Source organism: Phenylobacterium sp. (assembly GCF_013911965.1).
Lineage (GTDB): Bacteria > Pseudomonadota > Alphaproteobacteria > Caulobacterales > Caulobacteraceae > Phenylobacterium.
Genome location: NZ_JACESE010000001.1, coordinates 164,593 through 185,303, shown reverse-complemented (window position 1 = coordinate 185,303; position 20,711 = coordinate 164,593). Strand labels below are relative to the sequence as shown.

Sequence of the window (20,711 nt, the reverse complement as noted above, 5' to 3'; positions counted from 1 at the left end):
GTGTTCGCGGTCTAGCACGCGCCGCGCCCCCGGCAAGGGCGCGAACGTGAAAGGCCTCAGACGATCTTCGAACCCTCCTTGCCCCAGTAGGCGTCGCGGATGAGCCGCTTGTAGAGCTTGCCGGTCGGGTGGCGGGGCAGTTCCTGCATGAAGTCCAGCACGCGCGGCGCCTTCACGTGGGAGAGGTTGGCGCGGCAGAAGGCCATGAGTTCGCTGCGCAGCTCGTCGCCGGCGGCGTTCCAGTCCATGGGCTGGATGACGGCCACCACCTTCTCCCCCATCTCGTCGTCAGGGGCGCCGACCACGGCCGCGTCGGCCACCTTCGGGTGGGTGACCAGCAGGTTCTCGACCTCCTGCGGATAGATGTTCACCCCGCCGGAGATGATCATGAAGCTCTTGCGGTCGGTGAGGTAGAGGAAGCCCTCCTCGTCCAGCCAGCCGACATCGCCGAGCGTGGTCCAGCCGTGCCTGTTGGTGTTCTCGGCCACCTTCTCGGGCGCATTGTGGTAGCTCAGCGGCGCCCCGCCGGAGAAATAGACGACGCCCTCGGTGCGCGGCGGCAGGGGCTCGCCGTCCTCGCCGCAGATCTTCACCTCGGCGGTCGTGCCCTTGCCCACCGAGCCCTTGTGGGTCAGCCAGTCGTGCGGGCCGATGTGGCAGAAGCCGTTGCCCTCGCTGCCGGCGTAGTATTCGTGAATGACCGGGCCCCACCAGTCCATCATCTGCTCCTTCACCGGGATGGGGCAGGGGGCTGCGGCGTGGACCGCCGACTTCAGCGAGGAGACGTCGTAGCGGGCGCGCACCTCCGGCGGCAGCTTGAGCATGCGCACGAAGTGGGTCGGGACGAACTGGCCGCAGTCGACGCGATACTTCTCGATCAGGCCGAGCGCGTGCTCGGGATCGAACTTCTCCATCACGACCACCGTGCCGCCGAGCCGCTGGTATCCCATGCACCAGCGCAGGGGCGCGGCGTGGTAGAGCGGGGCCGGCGACAGATAGACCCCGTCCGGCGGGAAGCCGAAGATGTGCTCGGCCATCATGGACAGGGCGTTGGGCGCATCGATCGGGCCGCCGGTCAGCGGCGGCTTGATCCCCTTGGGCCGGCCGGTGGTGCCGGAGGAGTAGAGCATGTCCGAACCCGCCGTCTCGTCGGCGATCGGCGTCTCCGGCATGTCGGCGCGCGCCGCCTCGAAGCTCTCGTAGGGCGCGCGCGCCTCGCCCACCATGTAGAGCTTCACGCCGGGCAGCAGGGCGGGCAGTTCATCGACCACCGGGCCGACGCCGGCCGAGGTGATCAGGGCCTGCGCCTCGCAGTCCTTCATGATGTAGTCGATCTCGCCCGCCGTCAGCTTGGACGAGATGCAGGCGTAGTAGAGGCCCGCCCGCTGGGCGGCCCAGGCCACCTCGAAGAAGCGCGGATGGTTCTCCATCAGGATGGCGATGACGTCGCCCGCCTTCAGGCCGAGCGATCGGAAGAGGTGCGCCCCCTGGTTCGATCGGGCCTCCAGCTGGCCGTAGGTGACGGTCTCGCCCGAGCTCCCCATCACATAGGCGGCGCGGTCGGGGTGGCTTTTCGCGTGATGCGACGGATGCATGGGTCCTCTGTTTCCTCCGGCGGCGCGGGCCTCTCGCGGGCCCGTCGGCGCATCTCAGCTTATCGCTGTTCATCTGATGATGGGGTGCTTGACCTCCCGTCCGTCAAGCGGCCGGTATGGTGAAAAAGCCTGGAAACGCCGGAGGCCCCCCATGTCCGCCAAGACGCTCGCGAAATTCGAGACCCTCAAGCTGGAGCTGGAGGAGGGCGTCGCCACCCTGACGCTCAACCGGCCCGACAAGCTCAATGCTTTCAACGTGGTCATGAACAAGGAGCTGATCGCCGCCTTCGATGTCACCGACGCGGAGGATGCGGTGCGGGCGGTGATCGTCACCGGCGCCGGCCGCGGCTTCTGCGCCGGCGCGGACCTCTCCGGGGGCGCCTCGACCTTCGACTACGCCCAGCGCGACAGCGGCAACCTGGCGGAGCGGACGGAGGCCGGCGTCTATCGCGACGGCGGCGGACTGGTCGTCCTGCGCATCTTCGAGAGCCTGAAGCCCGTGATCGCCGCGGTGAACGGGGCCGCCGTCGGGGTCGGCGCCACCATGCAACTCCCCATGGACATCCGGCTGGCCTCCACCGAGGCGCGCTTCGGTTTCGTCTTCGCCCGCCGCGGCGTCACGCCGGAGGCCTGCTCCTCCTGGTTCCTGCCCAGGCTCGTGGGCATGCCGACGGCCCTGGAGTGGTGCTACACCGGCCGCGTCTTCGGCGCGCAGGAGGCGCTCGACGGCGGCCTCGTGCGCTCCCTGCACGCCCCCGACGAACTGCTGCCGGCGGCGCGCGCCCTGGCCCGCGAGATCGCCGACAACGCCGCGCCGGTCTCCGTCGCCCTGACCCGCCAGCTGATGTGGCGGATGGCCGGCGCCGAGCATCCGATGATCGCCCATCGCCACGACAGCCGCGCCATCCAGGCCCGCGGCGCCTCCGCCGACTCCGCCGAAGGCGTCAGCTCGTTCCTGGAGAAGCGCCCGGCGGACTTCCCCAACCGTGTGTCGCAGGACCTGCCCGACATCTGGCCGGGCTGGTCGGCGCCTCCCTTCGCCTGAGGGGTTCGCAAACCGCAGGTTAACGTCCCTGCGGCAGACTCGCGGTCCTGATGAGCCAGACCTCGCCCGCCGCATCTCCGGACGACCCGCCGGCGCCGCGCTTCCGGGCGCGGCATGCGCTGCTGAAGCGGCTGGCCGACGTGGTCTGCCTGCCGTCGAGCCGGGTGAACGCCTTCGAGCGTTCGGTCACCGCCGACCTGCTGATCGAGATCCTGCGCGAGGCTTCCACGGAGGAGCGGCAGCGCGTCTCGCGCCGCCTGTCCAGCCTGGTCGAGGTGCCGGCCCAGCTCGCCCGCCTGCTCATGCGCGACGAGCCGGAAGTGGCCCGGCCCCTGCTCACCGAATGCGAAACGCTCTCGGACGCCGACCTCGTCGATTGCGTGCGCCTGTCCGGCCCCGACCACCGCCTGATGATCGCCGGGCGCAAGGCGGTGAGCGAGGTGGTCGTCGAGGCGCTCGTCGCCTCGGGGGAGGTCGCGGTCATGGAAGCCGTGGTCGGCAACCGGGACGCGAAGATCGGACATGCGAGCCTGGAGGCCCTGGTCGCGGTCACCCGCGACGCCCCGCAGCTGGTCGGCCCGCTGCTGCGCCGTCCCGAACTCCGTCCGGCCCAGGCCTATGTGCTCTTCTGGTGGGCGGACGCCGAGGCCCGCAAGACCATCCTTCAGCGCTTCGCCGTCTCGCGCGAAATCCTGCAGGACGCGGCCGGCGACATCTTCCCGATGGCGGCCCAGGAAGGCTGGCAGGATCCGCTCTCGCGCAAGGCCCTGCAGTTCATCGAGCGGCGCCAGCGCAACCGCGCGGCCATCGAGAAGAGCCCCTTCACCAGCCTGGAGGCGGCGATCGCCGCGGCCCAGCACGGCATGACGCGCGAGGTGGCCGAAGAGATCTCCTACCTCTCGGGCCTCAAGCCGATGACCGGCGCCAAGCTCTTCACCGATCCCGGGGGGGAGCCCCTGGCCATCCTCTGCAAGGCGACCGGACTGCCGCGGGCGGCCCTGCGCGCGCTCTGGCGAGGCCTGCGGCGCCCCGAGACCGACGAGACCGGCGCGCCGAGCCCGGCCTACGAGCGCACCCTGTTGATCTACGACATGCTGGCGGTCGATCGGGCCCAGACGGTTCTGCGTTACTGGAACTGGTCGCTGTCCTCGGCCCTGACGCCGGATCTTCTTAAGGCGATCCGCGATGGCGACGAGGACGCCATCGATGAGTACTCCCTGCCTCAGCGCGCGGCGATGCTCGCCTTCTCCAAGGAATTCGGCAGGAACTAGCCGGCCGCCGATCGTCGATAGATTGCGCCGACCGCTGAACCCGCGTCGGGCCCCCGCCACAATCTCCACGGGAGATTGTGTTCATGCGGCGAAGCTCAGCAAAAGCGCGAATTTCTGTTATTCCTCTTGTCTCCGTTCCTTGGCGGCTATAACTACGGAACAACTGATCTCGGAATCAGATGTTCTGGGGTGCCGTTGGCGCCGCTCTGGATAGAAGAAATGGACGAAAAAACTGAAGTCATCGAGATGACCGCCGATATCGTTTCCGCCTATGTCGGGAACAACTCGGTGGCGGCGGCGGATCTCCCGAACCTGATTCAGGCGGTCCATCGCGCCCTCGCGGGAATTACGCAGGCGCCGGAAGCGGTGGAGGCTCCGCCGAAGGAGCCGGCCGTGCCGGTTCGTCGTTCGATCACGCCGGACTACCTGATCTGCCTGGAAGATGGGCGCAAGTTCAAGTCGCTGAAGCGGCATCTGCGCACCAAGTACAATATGAGCCCCGAAGAGTACCGGGCGAAGTGGGGCCTGCCGAAGGACTATCCGATGGTCGCCCCGAACTACGCCAAGGCGCGTTCGGACCTCGCCAAGCAGATGGGCCTCGGCCAGGGCGGCCGGCAGACCACGCGCAAGAAGCGCTGATCTCCCGCGGCCCCTGACATACCGACTGCGGACGCCCGCCTCCCCGGAGGCGGGCGTTTGCGTTCGGGGCGCCGGAAATTGACTCTTCGGTGGATTCTTCGTCGCAGCCGCCGGATTTCGGCTTGCCCTCGATTCGCCATACGGGCGATAAGTGATTCGTCGTGATTCCAAGGGGTTGTTAAGGAATCTGAGCATGGCGGCGCAGATTGGGGCATCGGCCGCGGCGGCGCGGGCGCACGAGGAGATGTACAGCTACTGGGCGGGGCTGCGCCGGGGCGCGCGGCTGCCTGCGCGCGCCGACATCGAGCCTGCGGCCCTCAAGCGGCTGTTGCCCACCGTCAGCCTGATCGACGTTCGGAGAGACCCGCTCGCCTTTCGCGTCCGTCTCGCCGGCACCGGTCTCTACGGCGTCTATGGCCGCGAGATCACCGGCCGCAGCCTGGCCGAGGTCTATAATTCCGGGGCCGCGGAATACTGGCGCCAGGAGCTGACCGCTGTGGTCGAGGAACGCCGGCCCGGCGTCGGCGTCCACAGCCTCGCCTGGCGGGGCGCCGGCCACCTCTCGATCCTCTGGCTGCGCCTGCCGCTGGCCTCCAACGGCCGCGACGTGGATATGATCCTCGGCTACGACACGGTGGTCGGCATGCAGAGCGAATCCGGGGTCAGCGGCATACGCGCCGCCTGACCGGCCCTACGGGCGGTTGGCGGCGCCCAAGGCCTCGGCGTCGCGGCGAATCCGCGCCGCCATGGAGGCCAGGCCGTTCGACCGCTGGGTGGACAGGGCGCCCGAAAGCCCCAGGCGTTCGAAAGCCGCCTTGGGGTCGAACGCCAGGATCTCGGCCGGCCGACGGTCGGAATAGAGCCGCAGCAGCACCGCGATGAGGCCCCGCACGATGTGGGCGTCGGAGTCGCCGCGGAACTTCACGGTCCCGTCGGGCTGAGGCTCCGTGACCAGCCAGACCTGGCTGGCGCAGCCCCGCACCTTGTTCGCCTCCGAGCGTTCGGCGTCGCTCAGGGGCTCCAGGCCGCCGCCCAGCTCGATCACATAGCGGTAGCGCTCCTCCCAGTCGCTGAGGAGGTCGAACTCTTCGGCGAGTTCGTCGAGGGAGTCTTGGATGTCGGCCATGAGCCCTGCGACTTAAGTCGCCGCCGCGGGCGGCGCAACCGCTGCGGCTCAGTCCGGCGCCGCGGTGAGCCGGACGGCGGCCTCAAGGCCCCCGCCTTCGCGCGGCCCCAGCACCAGGCCGCCGCCCATCGCCTGGCACAGCATGTGGGCCAGCGGCAGGCCCAGTCCCGCCCCCTGGGTCTGGCGCACCAGCGCGTTCTGACCCTGTTCGAAGGGGCGCAGGAGGCGCGGCAGATCCTCCGACGCCACGCCCGGACCGCGGTCGAGGATGTGCAGAATCACCGATGGTCCTCGACGGCTGGCGGTCACCTGGACCTCCCCGCCCTCGGGGCCGAAGGCGAGGGCGTTGGACAGGAGCGCGCCGAGCGCGGTGCGCAGCCCCCGCGCGTCGGCCATCACGTCCGGCAGGCGCCCCTCGTCGTCGCGCAGGACCGAGGCCGTCCGAGTCCGGATCTCCTCGTGAAGCAGGTCCAGCACGTCGTCGAGGGCGTGGTCCAGGGATTCCCGGCGATGAGCCAGGTCGGCCGTGCCGCTCTCCAGGCGGGCGATCTCCAGCACCTGGTTGGAAATGGCCAGCAGCCGGCGCCCGCTCTCGGCGATCATGCGGGCGTAGTCCTTGTACTCCGGCGCCCCGACGGGACCGTAATACTCGGCGGCGATCAGCTCCGAGAAGCCGAGGATCGAGTTGAGCGGGGTGCGCAGTTCGTGGCTGACCATCCGCAGGAAGGAGCGCCGCTGCTCCTCGCTGCGGGCGTCGATGCGCGCCCGCGCCCGGGCGCGGCGCTCGGCCGGGAGCTCCGGAGGCGTGGCGGCGAGCTTGCTTGCAGGCGGAACCATTGAGGGCGGCGCATCCTTCGGCGAAGGGGACACGGTGTGGCCCTGCGCTTACGATTTCGTTTCGCCCGTCGCGCGCGGGGCGAGCGGATTCGCTGTTTCGCGCCCTCGCCGATAGACTTGCAGGGTTGCAACCCATGATTCCGCGGCCGTGAATTCGCCCTCTCGACAGGTCCGCGCCCGCAGAGGCGCCGTCAACGCCAGCGCCGAGGGCTTCTGGTGGAACGCCGCCTGGCTCGCCGCCTGCGTGGCCGGGGTCGTGGTGCTGCTCGCCTCCGGCTGGGCCGACGCCGGCCGCGGCGCCGCGGCGCTGGCGATCGGCGGCTTGCCCGCGCTCGCCGGCCTCGGACTGGCGATCGGCGGCCGACGCGGCGGCCGCCGGGCCCTGCTGGTCTGTTGGACCCTGGCCGCTGCGGCGGCGGTCCTGCTGTGCGGGGGCGCGCTCGGCCCGCTCGGGGTCTGGTGTCTGGCGCCGCTCGCCTTCGCCGCCGTCAGCGGCCGCCCGCGCCTGACCGCCGCGGCCGGCGCAGCCGTGCTGGGCGTGCTCGGTCTTGGCCTGCTCTCCAGCCTGCTGGGCGGCGTCGCCGCCCCGGCGCCGCCCGCCGCCGGACTCCTGCGCGCCGTGGCTCTCGTCACCGTGGCGGGCGGTCTCGCGCTCGGGCTCGTGGGCCTCACGCGCCGATTCGCGCAGCAGGAGCGCGCGGCCCTGGGGGAGGCGGGCAAGCTGCGCCGACTGGCGGACGAACAGCCGGCCCTGCTGCTCGACCTGCTGCCCGACGGCCGCATCGCCGCGGCCTTCGGACGGACGCTCGACGGCGCCGGCGCGATGACCCTGGCGGGCCAGCCCTTCGCCCATCTGGCGGCGCCGGCCGAGCGGGACCTTCTCGTCGAGGCCATGGCCGAGGCGCGTGCGCGCGGCCAGGCCGAACGCGCCTTCACCCCGGCCTCCGACCCCGAGGGCATGGCCGAGGCGAGGCTGCGCCGCATCGGCCCGCTTCGCGTCCTGGCCGTCGTCGTGGATGCGGGCGCCCGGCGCCGGCGCGAAGCCGTACTGGAGGCCGCGCGGGTCGAGGCCGAGCAGCAGAACGCCGGCAAGTCCCGCTTCCTGGCCAATATGAGCCACGAACTGCGCACGCCGCTGAACGCCATCATGGGCTTCTCGGACATCATGCGCTCGCGGCTCTTCGGCCCGCTGTCCGACCGCTACGCCGAATATGCCGAGCTGATCCACGAGTCCGGCGGCCACCTGCTCGATCTGATCAACGACGTGCTCGACATGTCGAAGATCGAGGCCGAACGGTTCGACCTGGCCCGCGAGGTGTTCGACGGGCGCGAGGCGATCACCGCCGTGCTGCGCCTGATGCGTGGCCAGGCCGACCGCGCCGGCGTCCAGTTGCGCGGCGTGCTGCCGCGCGAGCCGCTGGACATCGACGCCGACCGCCGGGCGCTGAAGCAGATCGCCCTGAACCTCGTCTCCAATGCGCTGAAGTTTACCCCGCGGGGCGGCGCGGTGACCGTAGGCCTGCAGGCGGCGGGCGGGCAGCTGGAGCTGGTGGTGGCCGACACGGGAACCGGCATGAGCGCGCAGGACGCCGCTCGTGTGGGCCGGCCCTACGAACAGGCCGGCGATGCGGAGAAGCGCGCCGTCGGCACGGGCCTGGGCCTGTCGCTGGTCCGCAGCTTCGCCGAGCTGCACGGCGGCGACATGTTCATCGAAAGCGCCCTGGGCGAGGGCACGACGGTGACGGTCCGCATGCCCGTCCTGGCGGAGGCCGAGGCCCCGGCGCCGGCGGTTCCGGCCGAAGCGCCCTAGCTTAGCGCGCGGCCATCCGCAGGAAGGCGCGGCCGGCGGCGAAGTCGCCCACCTCGACATAGGCCCGGCGCACCGGCGTCCCGTCGGAGAACAGGAACTCCACCGCCACCGCCTCGCGCGGGTCGAGCTCGGCCAGGGTGGCGGCGGCCTCGGCCGGGAATCGGAAGGCCCACCCGGACGTCATGGTTTCCGGCATCAGGTCCAGACCCGCCCGGCTTCGCGCCTCGGCGGCGAAGGTGCGGCGGGCGGCCGGCGGCGGCAGTCGTCCCGAAAGGTCCGCGCGGGCGCCGAGGCCGAGATAGGGTTGTCCGGCGCGGTCGACGTCGCGCACCGCCAGGCGTGCGGCATAGGGCGTCCGTCCGTCGGCGAAGCTCGCCAGGGCCAGCAGCACGGGACGGCCGTCGCGGCCGGCCAGGCCGAAGACCATCCGTCCGCCGTCGAAGGCGGCGTCCTGCGCCAGGCGCCAGCGGTGCTGTTCGCCGCCAGCGGTGCGGTCGGCCCGCCAGTCGGCCCGCTCGCCGGGATAGGTGATCCTGCGTGTCTGGGAAAAGCCGTCGAAGGCGGCGCGCACGTGGTCGGCGGCCGAGCGAAGGCTGTCGGAGTCGCAGGCGCTGCGGGTGGCCGCGGCCACCGCCTGCCGATCGGCCCGGGCGATGGCCTCGGGATCAGCGCCGGCGCGGACGGCGGCGTTGCGCGCCTGCAGCCGGCCCGCGTCCAGGGCGGCGCGCAGCTCCTCGCCGAACAGGCCGCATCGGGCGTCGGCGGCGGTCATGGCGGTGCGCTCGACATAGAGGTCCAGCGGCCCGGCGGCCGCGGCGGCGGGCATGGCGAAGAGCGCCGCAGCCCAGATCCCCATCCATCGAGACGCCGAACGCCGCCGGTTCTGGCGGTGGCTCGTCATCGCGTCGTTCGTCTTTGTTCTGTCGCGACCGTCGAGGGCCGCTTCAGCCACCATGGCCCGGGCGGGGTTGTCGTTCGGTTAGCGCCGTGACGCGGGCGCGCAGATGGTGGAAAAGACGGCCATGATCCTCTCCACCGACGTCTGGGCCGCAGCCCTCATCCGCCGCGCCGAGCTCTCCGGCGGCTTCGGCGTCGTCGCGCGCAAGGGCGATGCGCGGGCCGGCGCGGTGCTGGTCAAGGCGGTGAACCTCTCCGACCGCACGGTGCGCCTCTATGCCGAGGCCACCCGCGGCGACGGCGAACGCGTCTGGATGCGACCGACCGCCGCCACCGAGGAGCCCGAGGTCGACGCCTACATCGCCCGCGCCGCCCGCATCGACCCCGACATCTGGGTCGTCGAGGTGGAGGACAAGCAAGGCCGCCACTTCCTCACCGAACCGGTCGAGGAGGGCTGAGGGGCCGTGCGCTCTCCGCTGACGCTTCGGCGGGCCGGAATGGCCGACGCGGAGACTGTGTTTCGGCTCCACGTGGACTCCGTCAATGCGCTCTGTCGGCCGCATTACAGCGAAGAGCAACTGGAGGCTTGGTTCGTCGGCCGCTCCGGTGCGAACTACCTCGGGGCCATCCAGGCAGGCGCGCTTTGGATTGCGGAGCGGGATTCGGAAGCCGTCGGCTTTACCGAGTTCTTCCCGGGACTGATCTCGATGCTCTTCGTCTCCGGCGGGGCCTCAAGGACTGGCGTCGGACGACGATTGCTGGAGTTCGCCGTGACGGGAGCCCGCGGCGTCCCTGACGCCGCAGTGCGTTTGGAGTCGACGCTAAACGCCAGGCTCTTCTACGAGCGATGCGGCTTTGTCGTGGTGGGAAACAGCCATCTGGTGAGGAATGGCGACATCCGGATTCCAACCGTGAAGATGGAGCTCCCTTCAGAGCGCCAGCTCTGACAGACACTGACGCTCCTGACTGATCGGTCGATCCGAAGGGGCCAGGTCGAGGAGGCTCAGCCGCGTCAGATCGGCGGCAAGACGATCAGCTCTTCGGGATATTCGCCGTCCAGCAGGGCCTGGAGGTCCAGGGGCAGGTTGGGCGGATAGATCGTCTCGTCGCACGCGCGAAGTTCCGCCGCCGACCACCAGCGCATCTCAAGAATCTGCGTCCGCTCGTGCTCGGTCCAGCCGTCATTGGTCAGCGGTTCTTCGTCGGCGAAAGCAATGACGAAATGCTCGCGAAAAGTGACCCCCCAGTCGCCGCTCCGCCGGCTGTCCTCGCCGTACCAGATGACGGGACCCAGGCGCACGTCGGTCAGGCCCGTTTCCTCGGCGATCTCTCGGGCGGCGGTTTCGGCGATGGTCTCGCCAGCATCCACCCCGCCCCCCGGCAACATCCAGCAGGGGCTATCGGCGCCCGAGCGCATGGTGTTGCGCACCTTGATCAAGAGGAGGCGGCGTTCCGGGGAGATGAGCAGGACGCGCACGCGACCGGGTGGGGAGATTGTCATTTTGCGGACCTCTCGCGCCCTTCACAGAATGGCTACCGCGGACTTGGGTCGCGGACAGATAACTGGAGGCATGTGACGAGGCTTCGAGCCCGGAGCAGGTCACGAAGGCTCCGACCAGCACAATCGCCCTATAGTCAAGCTGTTAACCGACTTCGTCCACCGAACCGAAAGCCGCGCGGGGGCAGGATGGCCATTCCCCCAACAGTAATGGCGTGCGGCTGATGCTCTTCCTCATGAACGACGTGGTCCTGGACCTCTCCGAGATGAAGCTGACGCCGCGCCTGACCGCGCACCGCTTCCGGGCGCTGTCCTTCCCGTCGATCATGCGCATGGGTCAGGAGCTCTACGCCGAGACGCCGCTGCTGCATATCGAGCGCCCGAACCGCGCCCGTCGGCTGGCGGCCCTGATCCACGCCAAGGCGCCCAGCATCACCGCCGCCCTCTTCGTCGCGCCCGGCGAGGCCGCCGAGCCGGAGGAGGTCACCGTGCGCTTCGCCGAGCTGACGCCGAGCGCGCTGGAGGCGCTGAAGGACCGCCAGGACGAGGGCGGACTCGACATGCTGGCCTGCGACCGCGAGGTCTGGCGCCGGCTCGCCGCCTGAGGTTTTGGCGCCGGCGAGACGACGCCGTTTGCGTTGAAGGGGAGGGCGCGCTAACCCGCGCCGATGACCAGCTCTCCCGCCGCCCAGGCCGCGCGCCGCCGCACCTTTGCGATCATCTCCCACCCCGACGCCGGCAAGACGACGCTGACCGAGAACCTGCTGCTGGCCGGCGGGGCGATCCGCGCGGCCGGTCAGGTGCGCGCCCGCGGCGAGAACCGCCGCACCCGGTCCGACTGGATGAAGATCGAGCGCGAGCGGGGCATCTCCGTCTCGGCCTCGGTGATGACCTTCGACCACGATGGTCTGATGTTCAACCTGCTGGACACGCCGGGCCACGAGGACTTCTCCGAGGACACCTACCGCACGCTGACGGCCGCCGACGCCGCGGTCATGGTGCTGGACGCCGCCAAGGGCATCGAGCCGCAGACTCTGAAGCTGTTCGAGGTCTGCCGCCTGCGCGACATCCCCATCGTCACCTTCATCAACAAGATGGACCGCGAGGCCCAGGACCCCTTCGAGCTGCTGGACGAGATCTCCTCCAAGCTCGCCCTCGACCCCGCGCCGCTCTACTGGCCGGCCGGTTCGGGCGGCCGCTTCAAGGGCATGATCGACCTGCGCGCCGACCGCTTCCTGCCCTTCGCCAAGAAGAGCGCGGCCGACGAGGAGGGCCATCCCGACCCGATCGCCTTCCACGGCAACGCCATCGTCTCCTACCTCGACCCCGAGGAGCAGGCCGAGGTGGAGGAGGGCGCCATGCTGGTGCAGGAAGCCTCCAAGCCCTTCGACCCGCAGTCCTTCCTGGAAGGGCACATGACGCCGGTCTTCTTCGGCTCGGCCCTGCGCAAGTTCGGCGTCGCCCAGCTTCTGGAGGGTCTCGGCGCCTATGCGCCGCCGCCCAAGGCCGTGCCGGCGACGAAGAACGGCGAGGCGATCCACGTGGCGCCGGGCGACCGGGAAGTCTCCGGCTTCGTCTTCAAGATCCAGGCGAACATGGACCCCAACCACCGCGACCGGGTCGCCTTCCTGCGTCTGACCTCGGGGCGCTTCACCCGCGGCATGAAGCTGAAGGTGCAGAACACCGGCCGGCAGCTCTCGGTGAACTCGCCCATCATGTTCTTCGCTTCCGACCGCGAACTGGCCGAGGAGGCCTTCGCCGGCGACGTCATCGGCATTCCCAACCACGGCGTGCTGCGTGTGGGCGACAGCCTGTCCGAGAGCGGGACCCTGCGCTTCGCCGGCCTGCCCAACTTCGCCCCCGAAATCCTCCAGCGCGTGCGCGTGAAGGACCCGCTGAAGGCCAAGCACCTGAAGAAGGCGCTGGAAGGCCTGGCCGAGGAGGGGGTCACCCAGCTCTTCCGTCCCAATATCGGGGCCGACTTCATCGTCGGCGCCGTGGGCCAGCTGCAGTTCGAAGTCATGGCCGACCGCCTGGCCAACGAATATGCGCTGGAAGTCGCCTTCGAGCCCGCGCCCTATGCCGAGGCCCGCTGGCTGGGCGGGGACAAGGCCGACGTCGAGGACTTCGCCAGCAAGCACAAGGGGGCCATGGCCAGCGACATCGACGAGCAGCCCGTCTTCCTGGCCAAGTCCGCCTGGGAGATCGGCTATGTGGCCGAACGCTATCCCAAGGTGCGTTTCGAGCGCTCCAAGGAGAGGGCTTAAGGGCGCATGGGCGGCCACGGCCTCTATGGGCGCCCGCCGCGGGAACTCGCGCCGACCCCGGCCGATGCGGTCCAGGTCTCGCCCCTGATCCCGGGCTCGCAGGCGCTGGAGGACCTGTCCGACGGCGGCCTCGACGCTGCGACCCTGCTGGCGCCGCCGGGCGTGGCGGAGCGGCGCTACGTGCTCGCCCAGGCCCTGCGGGCGCTGAAGCCCGGCGGGGACCTGCTGGCGCTGGCGCCCAAGGACAAGGGCGGATCGCGCCTGGGCAAGGAGCTCGCGGCGTTCGGCCTCGAGGTCGCCGAGAGCGGCCGTCGCCACCATCGCATCTGCCACGCCGTCCGTCCGGCCGAGCTCCGCGGCCTGGACGACGCCATCGCCGCCGGCGCGCCGCGTCTGTCGAAGACGCTTGGCCTCTGGACTCAGCCGGGCGTGTTCGCCTGGGACAGGGTCGACCCGGGGTCGGCCCTGCTGCTCGACCACCTGCCGCCGCTGGAAGGGCGCGGCGCCGATCTCGGCTGCGGCCTGGGGGTGCTGGCCCGCGCGGTGCTAGCCTCGAAGGACGTCGCCGAGCTCGCCCTCGTCGACATCGACCGTCGCGCCGTCGACTGCGCGCGGCGCAACGTGGACGATCCCCGCGCCCGCTTCCTGTGGGCCGATGTCCGCGGCGGCACGGACCTGGCCGATCTCGACTTCGTGGTCATGAACCCGCCCTTCCACGACGGCGGGGCCGAGGACCGCAGCCTGGGCGCGGCCTTCATCGCCGCGGCGGCCCGGGCGCTGAAGCCTGGCGGACGCCTGCTGATGGTCGCCAACCGCCACCTGCCCTACGAGGCGCCGTTGCGGGAGGCTTTCGGCAAGGTGGCCCTGTTGGCCGAGACCGGCGGCTACAAGGTCCACGAGGCTAGGCGATGAAGCCGCCCATGGCCCGCCTCGACCGGCTGCTGGCCAATCTCGGCTACGGCTCGCGCAAGGAGGTGCAGGCTCTCGCCCGGACGGGCGCCATCGTGTTCGACGGGCAGGCGATCAAGGACACCGGTTACAAGGTGCCGATCTCGGCCGAGCTGCCGCAGCGCCTGACCATCGGCGGTGCGCCCGTCGATCCGCCGGCCCCGCTGACCCTTCTGATGCACAAGCCGCTGGGCGTGGTCTGCTCCCACCGCGAGCCCGGGCGCAGCGTCTACGAGCTTCTGCCGCGGCGGTGGCGGGCGCGGATGCCGGCGCTGTCCACGGTCGGGCGCCTCGACCTCGACACCTCGGGCCTGTTGCTCATCACCGACGACGGTCCCTTCCTGCATCGGGTGATCTCGCCGCGCAGCCATGTGGCCAAGCGCTACGTGGCCGAGCTCGCCCGGCCGCTGCGCGGCGATGAGGCGGCCGTCTTCGCCGCGGGCGAGCTGATGCTGGAAGGCGAGACCGATCCCCTGGCGCCAGCCGTTCTGGAGGTCCTGGGCGAGCGTCGGGCGAGGCTGACCATCATCGAGGGCCGCTACCACCAGGTGCGCCGCATGTTCGCCGCCGTGGGCAACCACGTGGAGGCCCTGCACCGCGACCGCGTGGGGCGACTGGACCTGCCGGACGCTCTCGCGCCGGGCGAGTGGAGAATTCTCACGCCCGACGAACAGGCCGCCATCTTCGCCGAATCCGAGGCGTAAGCCTCCGCCGTTGTTGAGAAAAGATCCGGCGGCTCGGCGCGCTTTACTGGTGCGACGAAAGGTTCCGTTAACCATGTTCAAGAGTTAATGACTTGTTAAAGCCGGCGGCTCCGGCTTTGCTCTGTCGGGCATGCACCCGTGACGGTCGTCCCGTCGCGGGACTCTGATGGGCACGGAGTTCCAGTTCATGTTCGAGTTCGGCCGGGAGCTGAAGCGCATCTTCGGGGGGCAGGGCGCCTGGCGTCCCACCCGTGACGGCCTGGCGGGCGGCGACGCGGCCCTGCTCGAACTGCTCGACCTCTCGCTGCTGCGCAACGAAGGCCGGGCCGCCGATGTGGCCGCCGGCCGGATCAGCGCCAAGGACAAGCCGCAGCGCCGGCTCGAGGCGGCCATCGTCTGGCGCGAGGTCGCCCGCCGCTCCGGCGACGCCACGACCCTGCGCAAGGCCGCCGCCCAGGCCGAAGCCGCCGCCGAGGCCTTCGACCGCAACCGCCGCCCCGACGGCTGGGCCCGGGCCCGCTGCGAACAGGCCTACTGCGCCCTCCTGGGCGCCGAGCTGTTCGGCGACGAGGGCCTGAACGCCGCCGCCGAGATCGCCTTCCGCGAGGCCCGCGAAGCCGCCCGCGGCGGCCTGGCCGCGCCCCTGGCCGAGGTCGGCCTCGCCCTCATCGAGGGCCGCCGCCGCATGAGCCTCGGCGACGCCCAGGCTGCGCGCGTCACCGCCGCCCGCTTCGCCGCTCCGATTGCGGCGCTGAAGGCCCTGACCCGCCGCTGTTCGGCCGCCCACCTGCTGATCGCCGAGGCCCGCACCCTGCGCGCCGACCTGCTGGCCGGATGGGGCGCCCGCCTCAAGGACGCGGACCTGCTGCGCATGGCGCTCGACGAGGCCGCCGACGTGGCCGACGGCCTGGACGGCGCCTATGAGCCGCTGGCCCACGCCCGCGCCGCCGCCCTGCGCGGCCACATCCTGGCCCTGATCGGCGAGGTGGACGGCGACGTCGAGGCCATCCTGGAGTCCGTCACCCGCCTGGCCGACGTGCTGGACGACCTGTCGCGCGACCATAGCCCCCTCGACTGGGCGCGGATCCAGGCCACGCTCGGCTTCTCGCTTCAGACCCTTGGGGAGGCCACGTGCGGCGAGCGCGCCTACGAGCAGGCCGTCACCTGCTATGAGCGCGCCGGGCTGGTCCTGGCCGAGGCGCCGACCCTGGCCCTGCGCGCCGAGGCGTCCAACGGCCGCGCGCTCTGCCTGGCGCGGGCCGCCGAGCTCTCCGGCGACCTGGCCGTGCTCGATGCGGCCGAAGCGGCCTTCAAGATCGAACTGTCCCGTCGTCGCGCCGGGGCCGACCCCGTCACCTGGGCGCTGGCCCAGGTCAACCTCGCCCGCATCTACGAGGCGCGGCTGGACATTACCGGCAAGGATCGCGGCGAGCGCGCCTCGGCGGCTCTGGCGCTGCAGGCCGCCCTCGACGTCTTCGCCGAACAGGGCCTGCGCTCCTTCAGCCTGATCGCCATCGAGGCCATGGAGCGCCTGCGCCTGCGCGTCGTCCCGCGCGACGCGGTGTGATCGCCACCTCAAATGGTGGTTCTAGAAGTGAGCGCGCGCTGGTAGAAACTCCCTGATCGCGTGGGGGGGAACATGACTCGGACCGGCTTGATTCTCTGCGCGCTTCTGCTGGCCGCCGGAGGGGCGCAGGCCCGCCAATCGGTGACTCCCGACGCCGAATTGGACACGCTCCCCGACTGGCTGCGGATGCCCACGCCTCAGGACCTGCACGCCGTCGCGCCGGCCGAAGCGATACGAAAGGGCGTGGGTGGACGCGCGACGCTCGTCTGCCTGGTCAGCCGGCAGGGCGCCCTCTTCGACTGCGCGGTGGAGTCCGAGACGCCCGCCGGGATGGGCTTCGGCGCCGCGGCCATCGCCCTGACCCCGCAGTTGCTGATGAAGCCGGGCACGAAGAACGGCGAACCCGTCGTCAGCCGCACCCACATCCCATTCGACTTCACCGGCCTCGAGCGGGGCATGAGCGGACGCTATGCGCGTGTTCCGCCCCCGGTGTCGCGCTACTTTATCGGCCAGCCGACCTGGACGGAGGCGCCCACCTACGCTGAAGCCGTCGCGGTCTATCCGGAGAAGGCTGCGACCCGCCGCGTCGGCGGCTCGGCGACGGTGAAGTGCCGGATCGATGCGGATCGGCGGCTGAAGACTTGCCAGACGATCAACGAGGAGCCGCGGGGCTTCGGCTTCGCCCGCGCCGCGCGCAGCCTTTCCGAAGACTTCGAGATCGCCCCCCTGGCGCCAGGTAGCGAGCTGGACCTGGAAGCCTTGGAAACCCAGTACATGGTCACCTTCGATCCCCTGATGCTCGATGGCGAAGCCCGCGTCACCGGCCGGCCGACCTGGACCGCATTGCCGTCCGCGGCCTCCATGGCCGGGGCCTTTCCGGCCGCGGCGCAGGTCGCCGGAGTCGCTTCAGGGCGTGTGATAATGGATTGCCGGGTGGGCGAGGGCGGAACTGTGGAGGACTGTCGCGTCGCTTCCGAGGACCCGGCAGGCTACGGCTTCGGCCCTGCGGCCCTTTCGCTGACGCCCGGCTTCCGGATGTCGGTCTGGACGATGGAAGGCCTGCCGACCGTGGGCGGCCGGATCACGATTCCGCTGCGCTACCAGAACCCGACGGCGGAGGCGCCCCCCGCCGCGCCCCCCGCCGCCCCCTAGGCCGCGGCGACGTCGCCGGTCTGGCGGCGGATTCGCCAGAAGCGGATGGTCCGCTGGGCGGCCTCGCGCGGGATGGACTCGTAGAGTTCGCCATATTCCTTTGCGCGGCCCATGGCGTTGGCTTCGCGGTCGAGGATCAGCAGGGCGAAGGTCAGATAGAGCGAACGCTCGAAGCCGGCGGCCTTGCAGACGATCGACAGGGCGTCGAGGTCGCGGCGCTCGAGGATCTTGCGGGCGGTGCCGAAATCGATGTCGGCCATCTCACTCAGCGCCACCAGGAACTTGGTGGTCTCGCGATTGCGCAGGAAGGCGGCCAGCACCGGCGGCGTGATGCCGTTGCGCAGCTTCAGCAGGCGGACGGCCCGCTCGGCCTCGTCATAGTCCGGGGGCAGGGCGCCGTCGCGGGCGGCGACGCTCTTGCGGCCGGCGGCGAGCGCGGCCTCCAGGGCGGCGGGATCCACCTCGGCGTTGCGTTCGCGGATCTGGTCGCGCAGCCGCGCCTCGACCACGAAGTACATCTCGTTCAGCAGGTCCACCGGAACGGTGCGGCGCGACACCACGGCGGCGTGCAGTTCGGCGTTGGCCATGGCCCGGTCGATGGCCCGCTCGTGGGACTCGCGCGACAGCTCGGCCCCGTCGTTGCGGAGCAGGACGCCGAGCGTCTGGTCGTCGCCGCGTTCGACGATGGCCTCGGACACGGCCGCCGAGACGGTGGCGCGCTGGCTGATGGCGCGCAGATGCGCCTGACCGCGCGTGTGGGCGACCGCCAGCAGGTCGTCGTCCGTCAGGGCCTCGGACCGGGTGAGGACCTTTTCGGCGACGGCGATCGACCGGTCGCGGGCCAGATCGCGCAGCAGCCCGCGGGGCGGCTCGGCGGTCTCGGCGATCTGGCCGGCCAGTTCGGCCCGGACAGCCTCCTCCATCTCGCTCGCCAGTTGGCTCATCACGTCGTCGAAGAGCGACATCTCCTTCGGCGCGCGGCCGCCCTCGCCGGTGAAGAACAGGTCGGTGACGCTGCGCAGCAGTTCGCGCCGCCGCTCGCTCGAGGGCTCGCTCGCGAGCGCGATCAGGTCGTGGATCTTGGTCCGTTCCATGGAGCGTCTCAGAACTGGCGGTCGAGGCCCTCGGCGTCGTCCGCGGCCTCCTCGGAAGGGGCTGGCGCATCGGGCGGCCCGACCAGGATATAGCGGTCCCCCGCGGGCGGAGCGGGAATGGCGTCCGGAGTCAGGCCGTAAGGTCGATGCACCGAATAGAGGTGGGTCCGCCCGCCGCCGGCCGGGGCCGCCTGCGCCATCTGCTGCGCCGACGGTGCGGCCGCCCCGCTGCCCCAGAGCCTGTACGGCCCCGCCCAGGCGGCCGGCGGACCGCCGAGCAGGGCGGGGGTCGCGGGGGCGATTTCGGCTCGGCCCACCGGCTCATAACCCGGCTGAACCGCGGGCGCGGCGGCGGCGCGGGGCGGCTGTGACGGGGCCTGTGACGTCAGCGGCTGAGCCGTCGGCGGCGTCGGCGGCGACGACGCCGGCCTGGCGAACTGGTGGGCGAGCGCCAGGGCCTGGGGGCGTTGCGGCGCGGCGGCCGCCGTCGCGGTCTCGGCGCGAGGCGAGCGCTTGTTCGCCCAGCCCAGCATCGTCCCGCCATAGGCGGCGGCCTGGGGCGCTCCCTCGGGGCCCGTGGGAGCAAGCTGATGGGCCGGCGGCGGGCCGTAGCGGTCCTGCACCACCTGGGCGTGCGCCTGCGCGGCGGGCGCGGCGGCGAGAATCAGGACGGCCAGGCTGAGCTTACGCATGGCCGAATGATTAGGTCTGGCCGCTTAACCCTGGCCTAACGTCCGCGCCACCAGCGAAGGCCGAAGCGCTCCAGCCGCGCCAGCAGGGCGTAGAGGATCGCGCCCATGACGCCCAGCACCACCAGGGCCGCGAACATCCGGGCCGTCTGCAGCCGGTTGCCCGCTTCCAGAATCCGCCAGGCCAGCCCCTGGGCGCCGCCCGAACCGGCGACGAACTCGGCCACCACGGCTCCGATCAGGGCGAGGCCCGCCGCCACCTTGTGGCCCTCCAGCAGGAAGGGAACGGCGGAGGGCAGGCGCAGGCGCGCCAGCCGCTGGACGCGGCCGGCTCCATAGAGGTCGAAGAGCCGTTCCAGGTCGGGATCGGCCGCCTTCAGCCCGGTCACCGCCCCGGAGAAGATCGGGAAGAAGGCGACGACGGCGGCCAGCGCGACGATGGCCCGTTCCGGATGATCGATGCCGGCCCAGATCACCACCAGGGGCGCGATGGCCACCACCGGCGTCACCTGCAGCACCACGGCCAGGGGTTTGACCGCCCGTTCCAGGATCGGGCTCAGCGCCACGGCGAGGGCCAGGACCTGGGCCGCCAGGCTCGCGATCAGCAGGGCGACGAGCGCCATGAACAGCGTGTTCCAGGCCGAGGCCAGCAGGCTGTCGGCGTCGGCGACGACGGCGGCGGCGACCTCCGAGGGCGGCGGCAGAAAATAGCTCGGCACGGCCAGGATCCGGCAGGCGGCCTCCCAGGCGCCGAACAGGAGGGCCAGCAGGAGAACGGGCGCGAGCAGGTCGACCACGCGTCTCACGCCGCAGGCTCCTGGGGCGCATGCATGGCTGAGGCCAGCACGGTCGAGACCGCCTCCACCGTGGCCCGGAAGCCTGCGGTCGTTCGGAAACCCTCGGGGCGGGGCGTCTCGCCCGAGACCGTCAGTTCGCCGGCGGTGCGGCCGGGGCCGGCGCTCATCACCACCACGCGGCTGGCCATGTAGACGGCCTCCTCGACGCTGTGGGTGACGAAGACGATGGCCGGCTTCAACTCGGCCCACAGTCTCAGCACGTCGTCGGCGAGCGCCCGGCGGGTGATCTCGTCCAGGGCGGCGAAGGGTTCGTCCAGCAGCAGAAGGCGCGGCTCCGTGACCAGGGCGCGGGCGAGGGAGACGCGCATGGCCATGCCGCCGGAGAGCTGCGCCGGTCTCGCCCGCGCTGCGGCGCCAAGCCCGACCCGGGCGAGGGCGGCTTCGGCGCGCCGCTGCGCCTCGCGACGGGCGACGCCCTCCAGTTCCAGCGGCAGGGCGACATTGGCCCGGGCGCTCAGCCACGGCGCCAGGGTCGGCGCCTGGAAGACCACCGCGGTCTCGCCGCGGCCGGGGGTGCGGCGCACCGCGCCGCGTGTCGGCTGCTCCAGTCCGGCCAGCAGGCGCAGAGCCGTCGACTTGCCGCAGCCGGACGGCCCGACGATGGCGGTGATCTCTCCGGCCGCGAGCGAAAGGCTGAACGGTCCGAGCGCGCGTCCGCGCGCCGGATAGTCGACCTCGACCGCGTCTAGGGCTGCGACCGTGGCGGACTCCATCG

General features: G+C 71.3%; 22 protein-coding genes. 13 read left to right on the top strand and 9 right to left on the bottom strand.

From position 1 onward, the window contains the following. Positions 1-56: 56 nt before the first annotated feature. Positions 57-1,595, bottom strand: coding sequence for an acyl-CoA synthetase (locus H2041_RS00875; RefSeq protein ID WP_293408438.1), 1,539 nt, complete (start codon positions 1,593-1,595; stop codon positions 57-59). Positions 1,596-1,746: 151 nt separating this feature from the next. Here H2041_RS00875 and H2041_RS00870 point away from each other — a divergent pair, with 151 nt between their 5' ends. The 4 genes from H2041_RS00870 to H2041_RS00855 all read left to right on the top strand — a co-directional run bounded on the left by H2041_RS00870 (position 1,747) and on the right by H2041_RS00855 (position 5,235). Next, complete coding sequence (locus H2041_RS00870) at positions 1,747-2,640, top strand: crotonase/enoyl-CoA hydratase family protein (protein WP_293408436.1); 894 nt, start codon at positions 1,747-1,749, stop codon at positions 2,638-2,640. Between the two features lie 50 nt (positions 2,641-2,690). Then, complete coding sequence (locus H2041_RS00865; protein ID WP_293408434.1) at positions 2,691-3,911, top strand: DUF2336 domain-containing protein; 1,221 nt, start codon at positions 2,691-2,693, stop codon at positions 3,909-3,911. A gap of 219 nt (positions 3,912-4,130) precedes the next feature. Further along, positions 4,131-4,550, top strand: a complete 420-nt coding sequence (locus H2041_RS00860; RefSeq protein ID WP_293408432.1) for a MucR family transcriptional regulator — start codon at positions 4,131-4,133, stop codon at positions 4,548-4,550. Between the two features lie 193 nt (positions 4,551-4,743). Continuing rightward, the gene (locus tag H2041_RS00855) at positions 4,744-5,235 is read left to right on the top strand and encodes a PAS domain-containing protein (RefSeq protein ID WP_293408430.1); all 492 of its coding nucleotides are present in this window, start codon (positions 4,744-4,746) and stop codon (positions 5,233-5,235) included. A gap of 6 nt (positions 5,236-5,241) precedes the next feature. On the opposite strand, the gene H2041_RS00850 is transcribed toward H2041_RS00855, so the two are convergent. Then, positions 5,242-5,676 (bottom strand): SufE family protein, encoded by a 435-nt coding sequence (locus tag H2041_RS00850; protein WP_293408428.1) that lies wholly within the window; start codon positions 5,674-5,676, stop codon positions 5,242-5,244. 48 nt (positions 5,677-5,724) lie between these two features. Then, complete coding sequence (locus tag H2041_RS00845) at positions 5,725-6,513, bottom strand: HAMP domain-containing sensor histidine kinase (RefSeq protein ID WP_293408426.1); 789 nt, start codon at positions 6,511-6,513, stop codon at positions 5,725-5,727. 148 nt (positions 6,514-6,661) lie between these two features. On the opposite strand from H2041_RS00845, the gene H2041_RS00840 reads away from it, so the two are divergent. Then, on the top strand, positions 6,662-8,323 hold the full coding sequence (locus tag H2041_RS00840; protein WP_293408424.1) for a HAMP domain-containing sensor histidine kinase: 1,662 nt from the start codon (positions 6,662-6,664) through the stop codon (positions 8,321-8,323). A gap of 1 nt (position 8,324) precedes the next feature. Here the strand turns inward: H2041_RS00840 and H2041_RS00835 are convergent, their stop codons facing one another. Beyond that, positions 8,325-9,179: a hypothetical protein gene (locus tag H2041_RS00835; protein WP_293408422.1), complete on the bottom strand. Its 855-nt coding sequence runs from the start codon at positions 9,177-9,179 to the stop codon at positions 8,325-8,327. A gap of 166 nt (positions 9,180-9,345) precedes the next feature. On the opposite strand from H2041_RS00835, the gene H2041_RS00830 reads away from it, so the two are divergent. Both H2041_RS00830 and H2041_RS00825 read left to right on the top strand, forming a co-directional pair. Next, on the top strand, positions 9,346-9,678 hold the full coding sequence (locus H2041_RS00830) for a DUF1491 family protein (protein WP_293408787.1): 333 nt from the start codon (positions 9,346-9,348) through the stop codon (positions 9,676-9,678). 39 nt (positions 9,679-9,717) lie between these two features. Next, positions 9,718-10,167 carry a GNAT family N-acetyltransferase gene (locus tag H2041_RS00825; protein WP_293408420.1) on the top strand — a complete coding sequence of 150 codons (450 nt, stop codon included), beginning with the start codon at positions 9,718-9,720 and terminating at the stop codon, positions 10,165-10,167. Between the two features lie 65 nt (positions 10,168-10,232). Here H2041_RS00825 and H2041_RS00820 read toward each other — a convergent pair whose 3' ends face one another. Beyond that, positions 10,233-10,721: an NUDIX domain-containing protein gene (locus H2041_RS00820; protein WP_293408418.1), complete on the bottom strand. Its 489-nt coding sequence runs from the start codon at positions 10,719-10,721 to the stop codon at positions 10,233-10,235. 221 nt (positions 10,722-10,942) lie between these two features. Between H2041_RS00820 and H2041_RS00815 the strand changes: the two genes are divergently transcribed. The 6 genes from H2041_RS00815 (at position 10,943) to H2041_RS00790 (ending at position 17,356) form a co-directional block, all read left to right on the top strand. Then, positions 10,943-11,323, top strand: a complete 381-nt coding sequence (locus H2041_RS00815; RefSeq protein WP_293408416.1) for a hypothetical protein — start codon at positions 10,943-10,945, stop codon at positions 11,321-11,323. A gap of 63 nt (positions 11,324-11,386) precedes the next feature. Continuing rightward, entirely contained in the window at positions 11,387-12,985 is a 1,599-nt protein-coding gene (locus H2041_RS00810) for a peptide chain release factor 3 (protein WP_293408414.1), read from the top strand. Positions 12,986-12,991: 6 nt separating this feature from the next. Further along, the gene (locus H2041_RS00805) at positions 12,992-13,897 is read left to right on the top strand and encodes a class I SAM-dependent methyltransferase (RefSeq protein WP_293408412.1); all 906 of its coding nucleotides are present in this window, start codon (positions 12,992-12,994) and stop codon (positions 13,895-13,897) included. A gap of 8 nt (positions 13,898-13,905) precedes the next feature. After that, the gene (locus H2041_RS00800) at positions 13,906-14,637 is read left to right on the top strand and encodes a 16S rRNA pseudouridine(516) synthase (protein ID WP_293408410.1); all 732 of its coding nucleotides are present in this window, start codon (positions 13,906-13,908) and stop codon (positions 14,635-14,637) included. Between the two features lie 166 nt (positions 14,638-14,803). Next, positions 14,804-16,204: a hypothetical protein gene (locus tag H2041_RS00795; protein WP_293408409.1), complete on the top strand. Its 1,401-nt coding sequence runs from the start codon at positions 14,804-14,806 to the stop codon at positions 16,202-16,204. A gap of 72 nt (positions 16,205-16,276) precedes the next feature. Further along, positions 16,277-17,356, top strand: coding sequence for an energy transducer TonB (locus tag H2041_RS00790; RefSeq protein WP_293408408.1), 1,080 nt, complete (start codon positions 16,277-16,279; stop codon positions 17,354-17,356). On the opposite strand, the gene H2041_RS00785 is transcribed toward H2041_RS00790, so the two are convergent. From H2041_RS00785 to H2041_RS00770, 4 genes are read right to left on the bottom strand one after another with little or no spacing between them, the layout of a single operon-like run. Beyond that, complete coding sequence (locus H2041_RS00785; protein ID WP_293408406.1) at positions 17,353-18,450, bottom strand: DUF2336 domain-containing protein; 1,098 nt, start codon at positions 18,448-18,450, stop codon at positions 17,353-17,355. The two genes, H2041_RS00790 and H2041_RS00785, sit on opposite strands and share 4 nt — an antisense overlap. Positions 18,451-18,458: 8 nt before the next feature. Next, positions 18,459-19,142 (bottom strand): hypothetical protein, encoded by a 684-nt coding sequence (locus tag H2041_RS00780; RefSeq protein WP_293408404.1) that lies wholly within the window; start codon positions 19,140-19,142, stop codon positions 18,459-18,461. A gap of 35 nt (positions 19,143-19,177) precedes the next feature. Continuing rightward, on the bottom strand, positions 19,178-19,936 hold the full coding sequence (locus H2041_RS00775) for an ABC transporter permease (protein ID WP_293408784.1): 759 nt from the start codon (positions 19,934-19,936) through the stop codon (positions 19,178-19,180). 5 nt (positions 19,937-19,941) lie between these two features. Next, on the bottom strand, positions 19,942-20,709 hold the full coding sequence (locus H2041_RS00770) for an ABC transporter ATP-binding protein (RefSeq protein WP_293408402.1): 768 nt from the start codon (positions 20,707-20,709) through the stop codon (positions 19,942-19,944). Between the last annotated feature and the right edge of the window lie 2 nt (positions 20,710-20,711).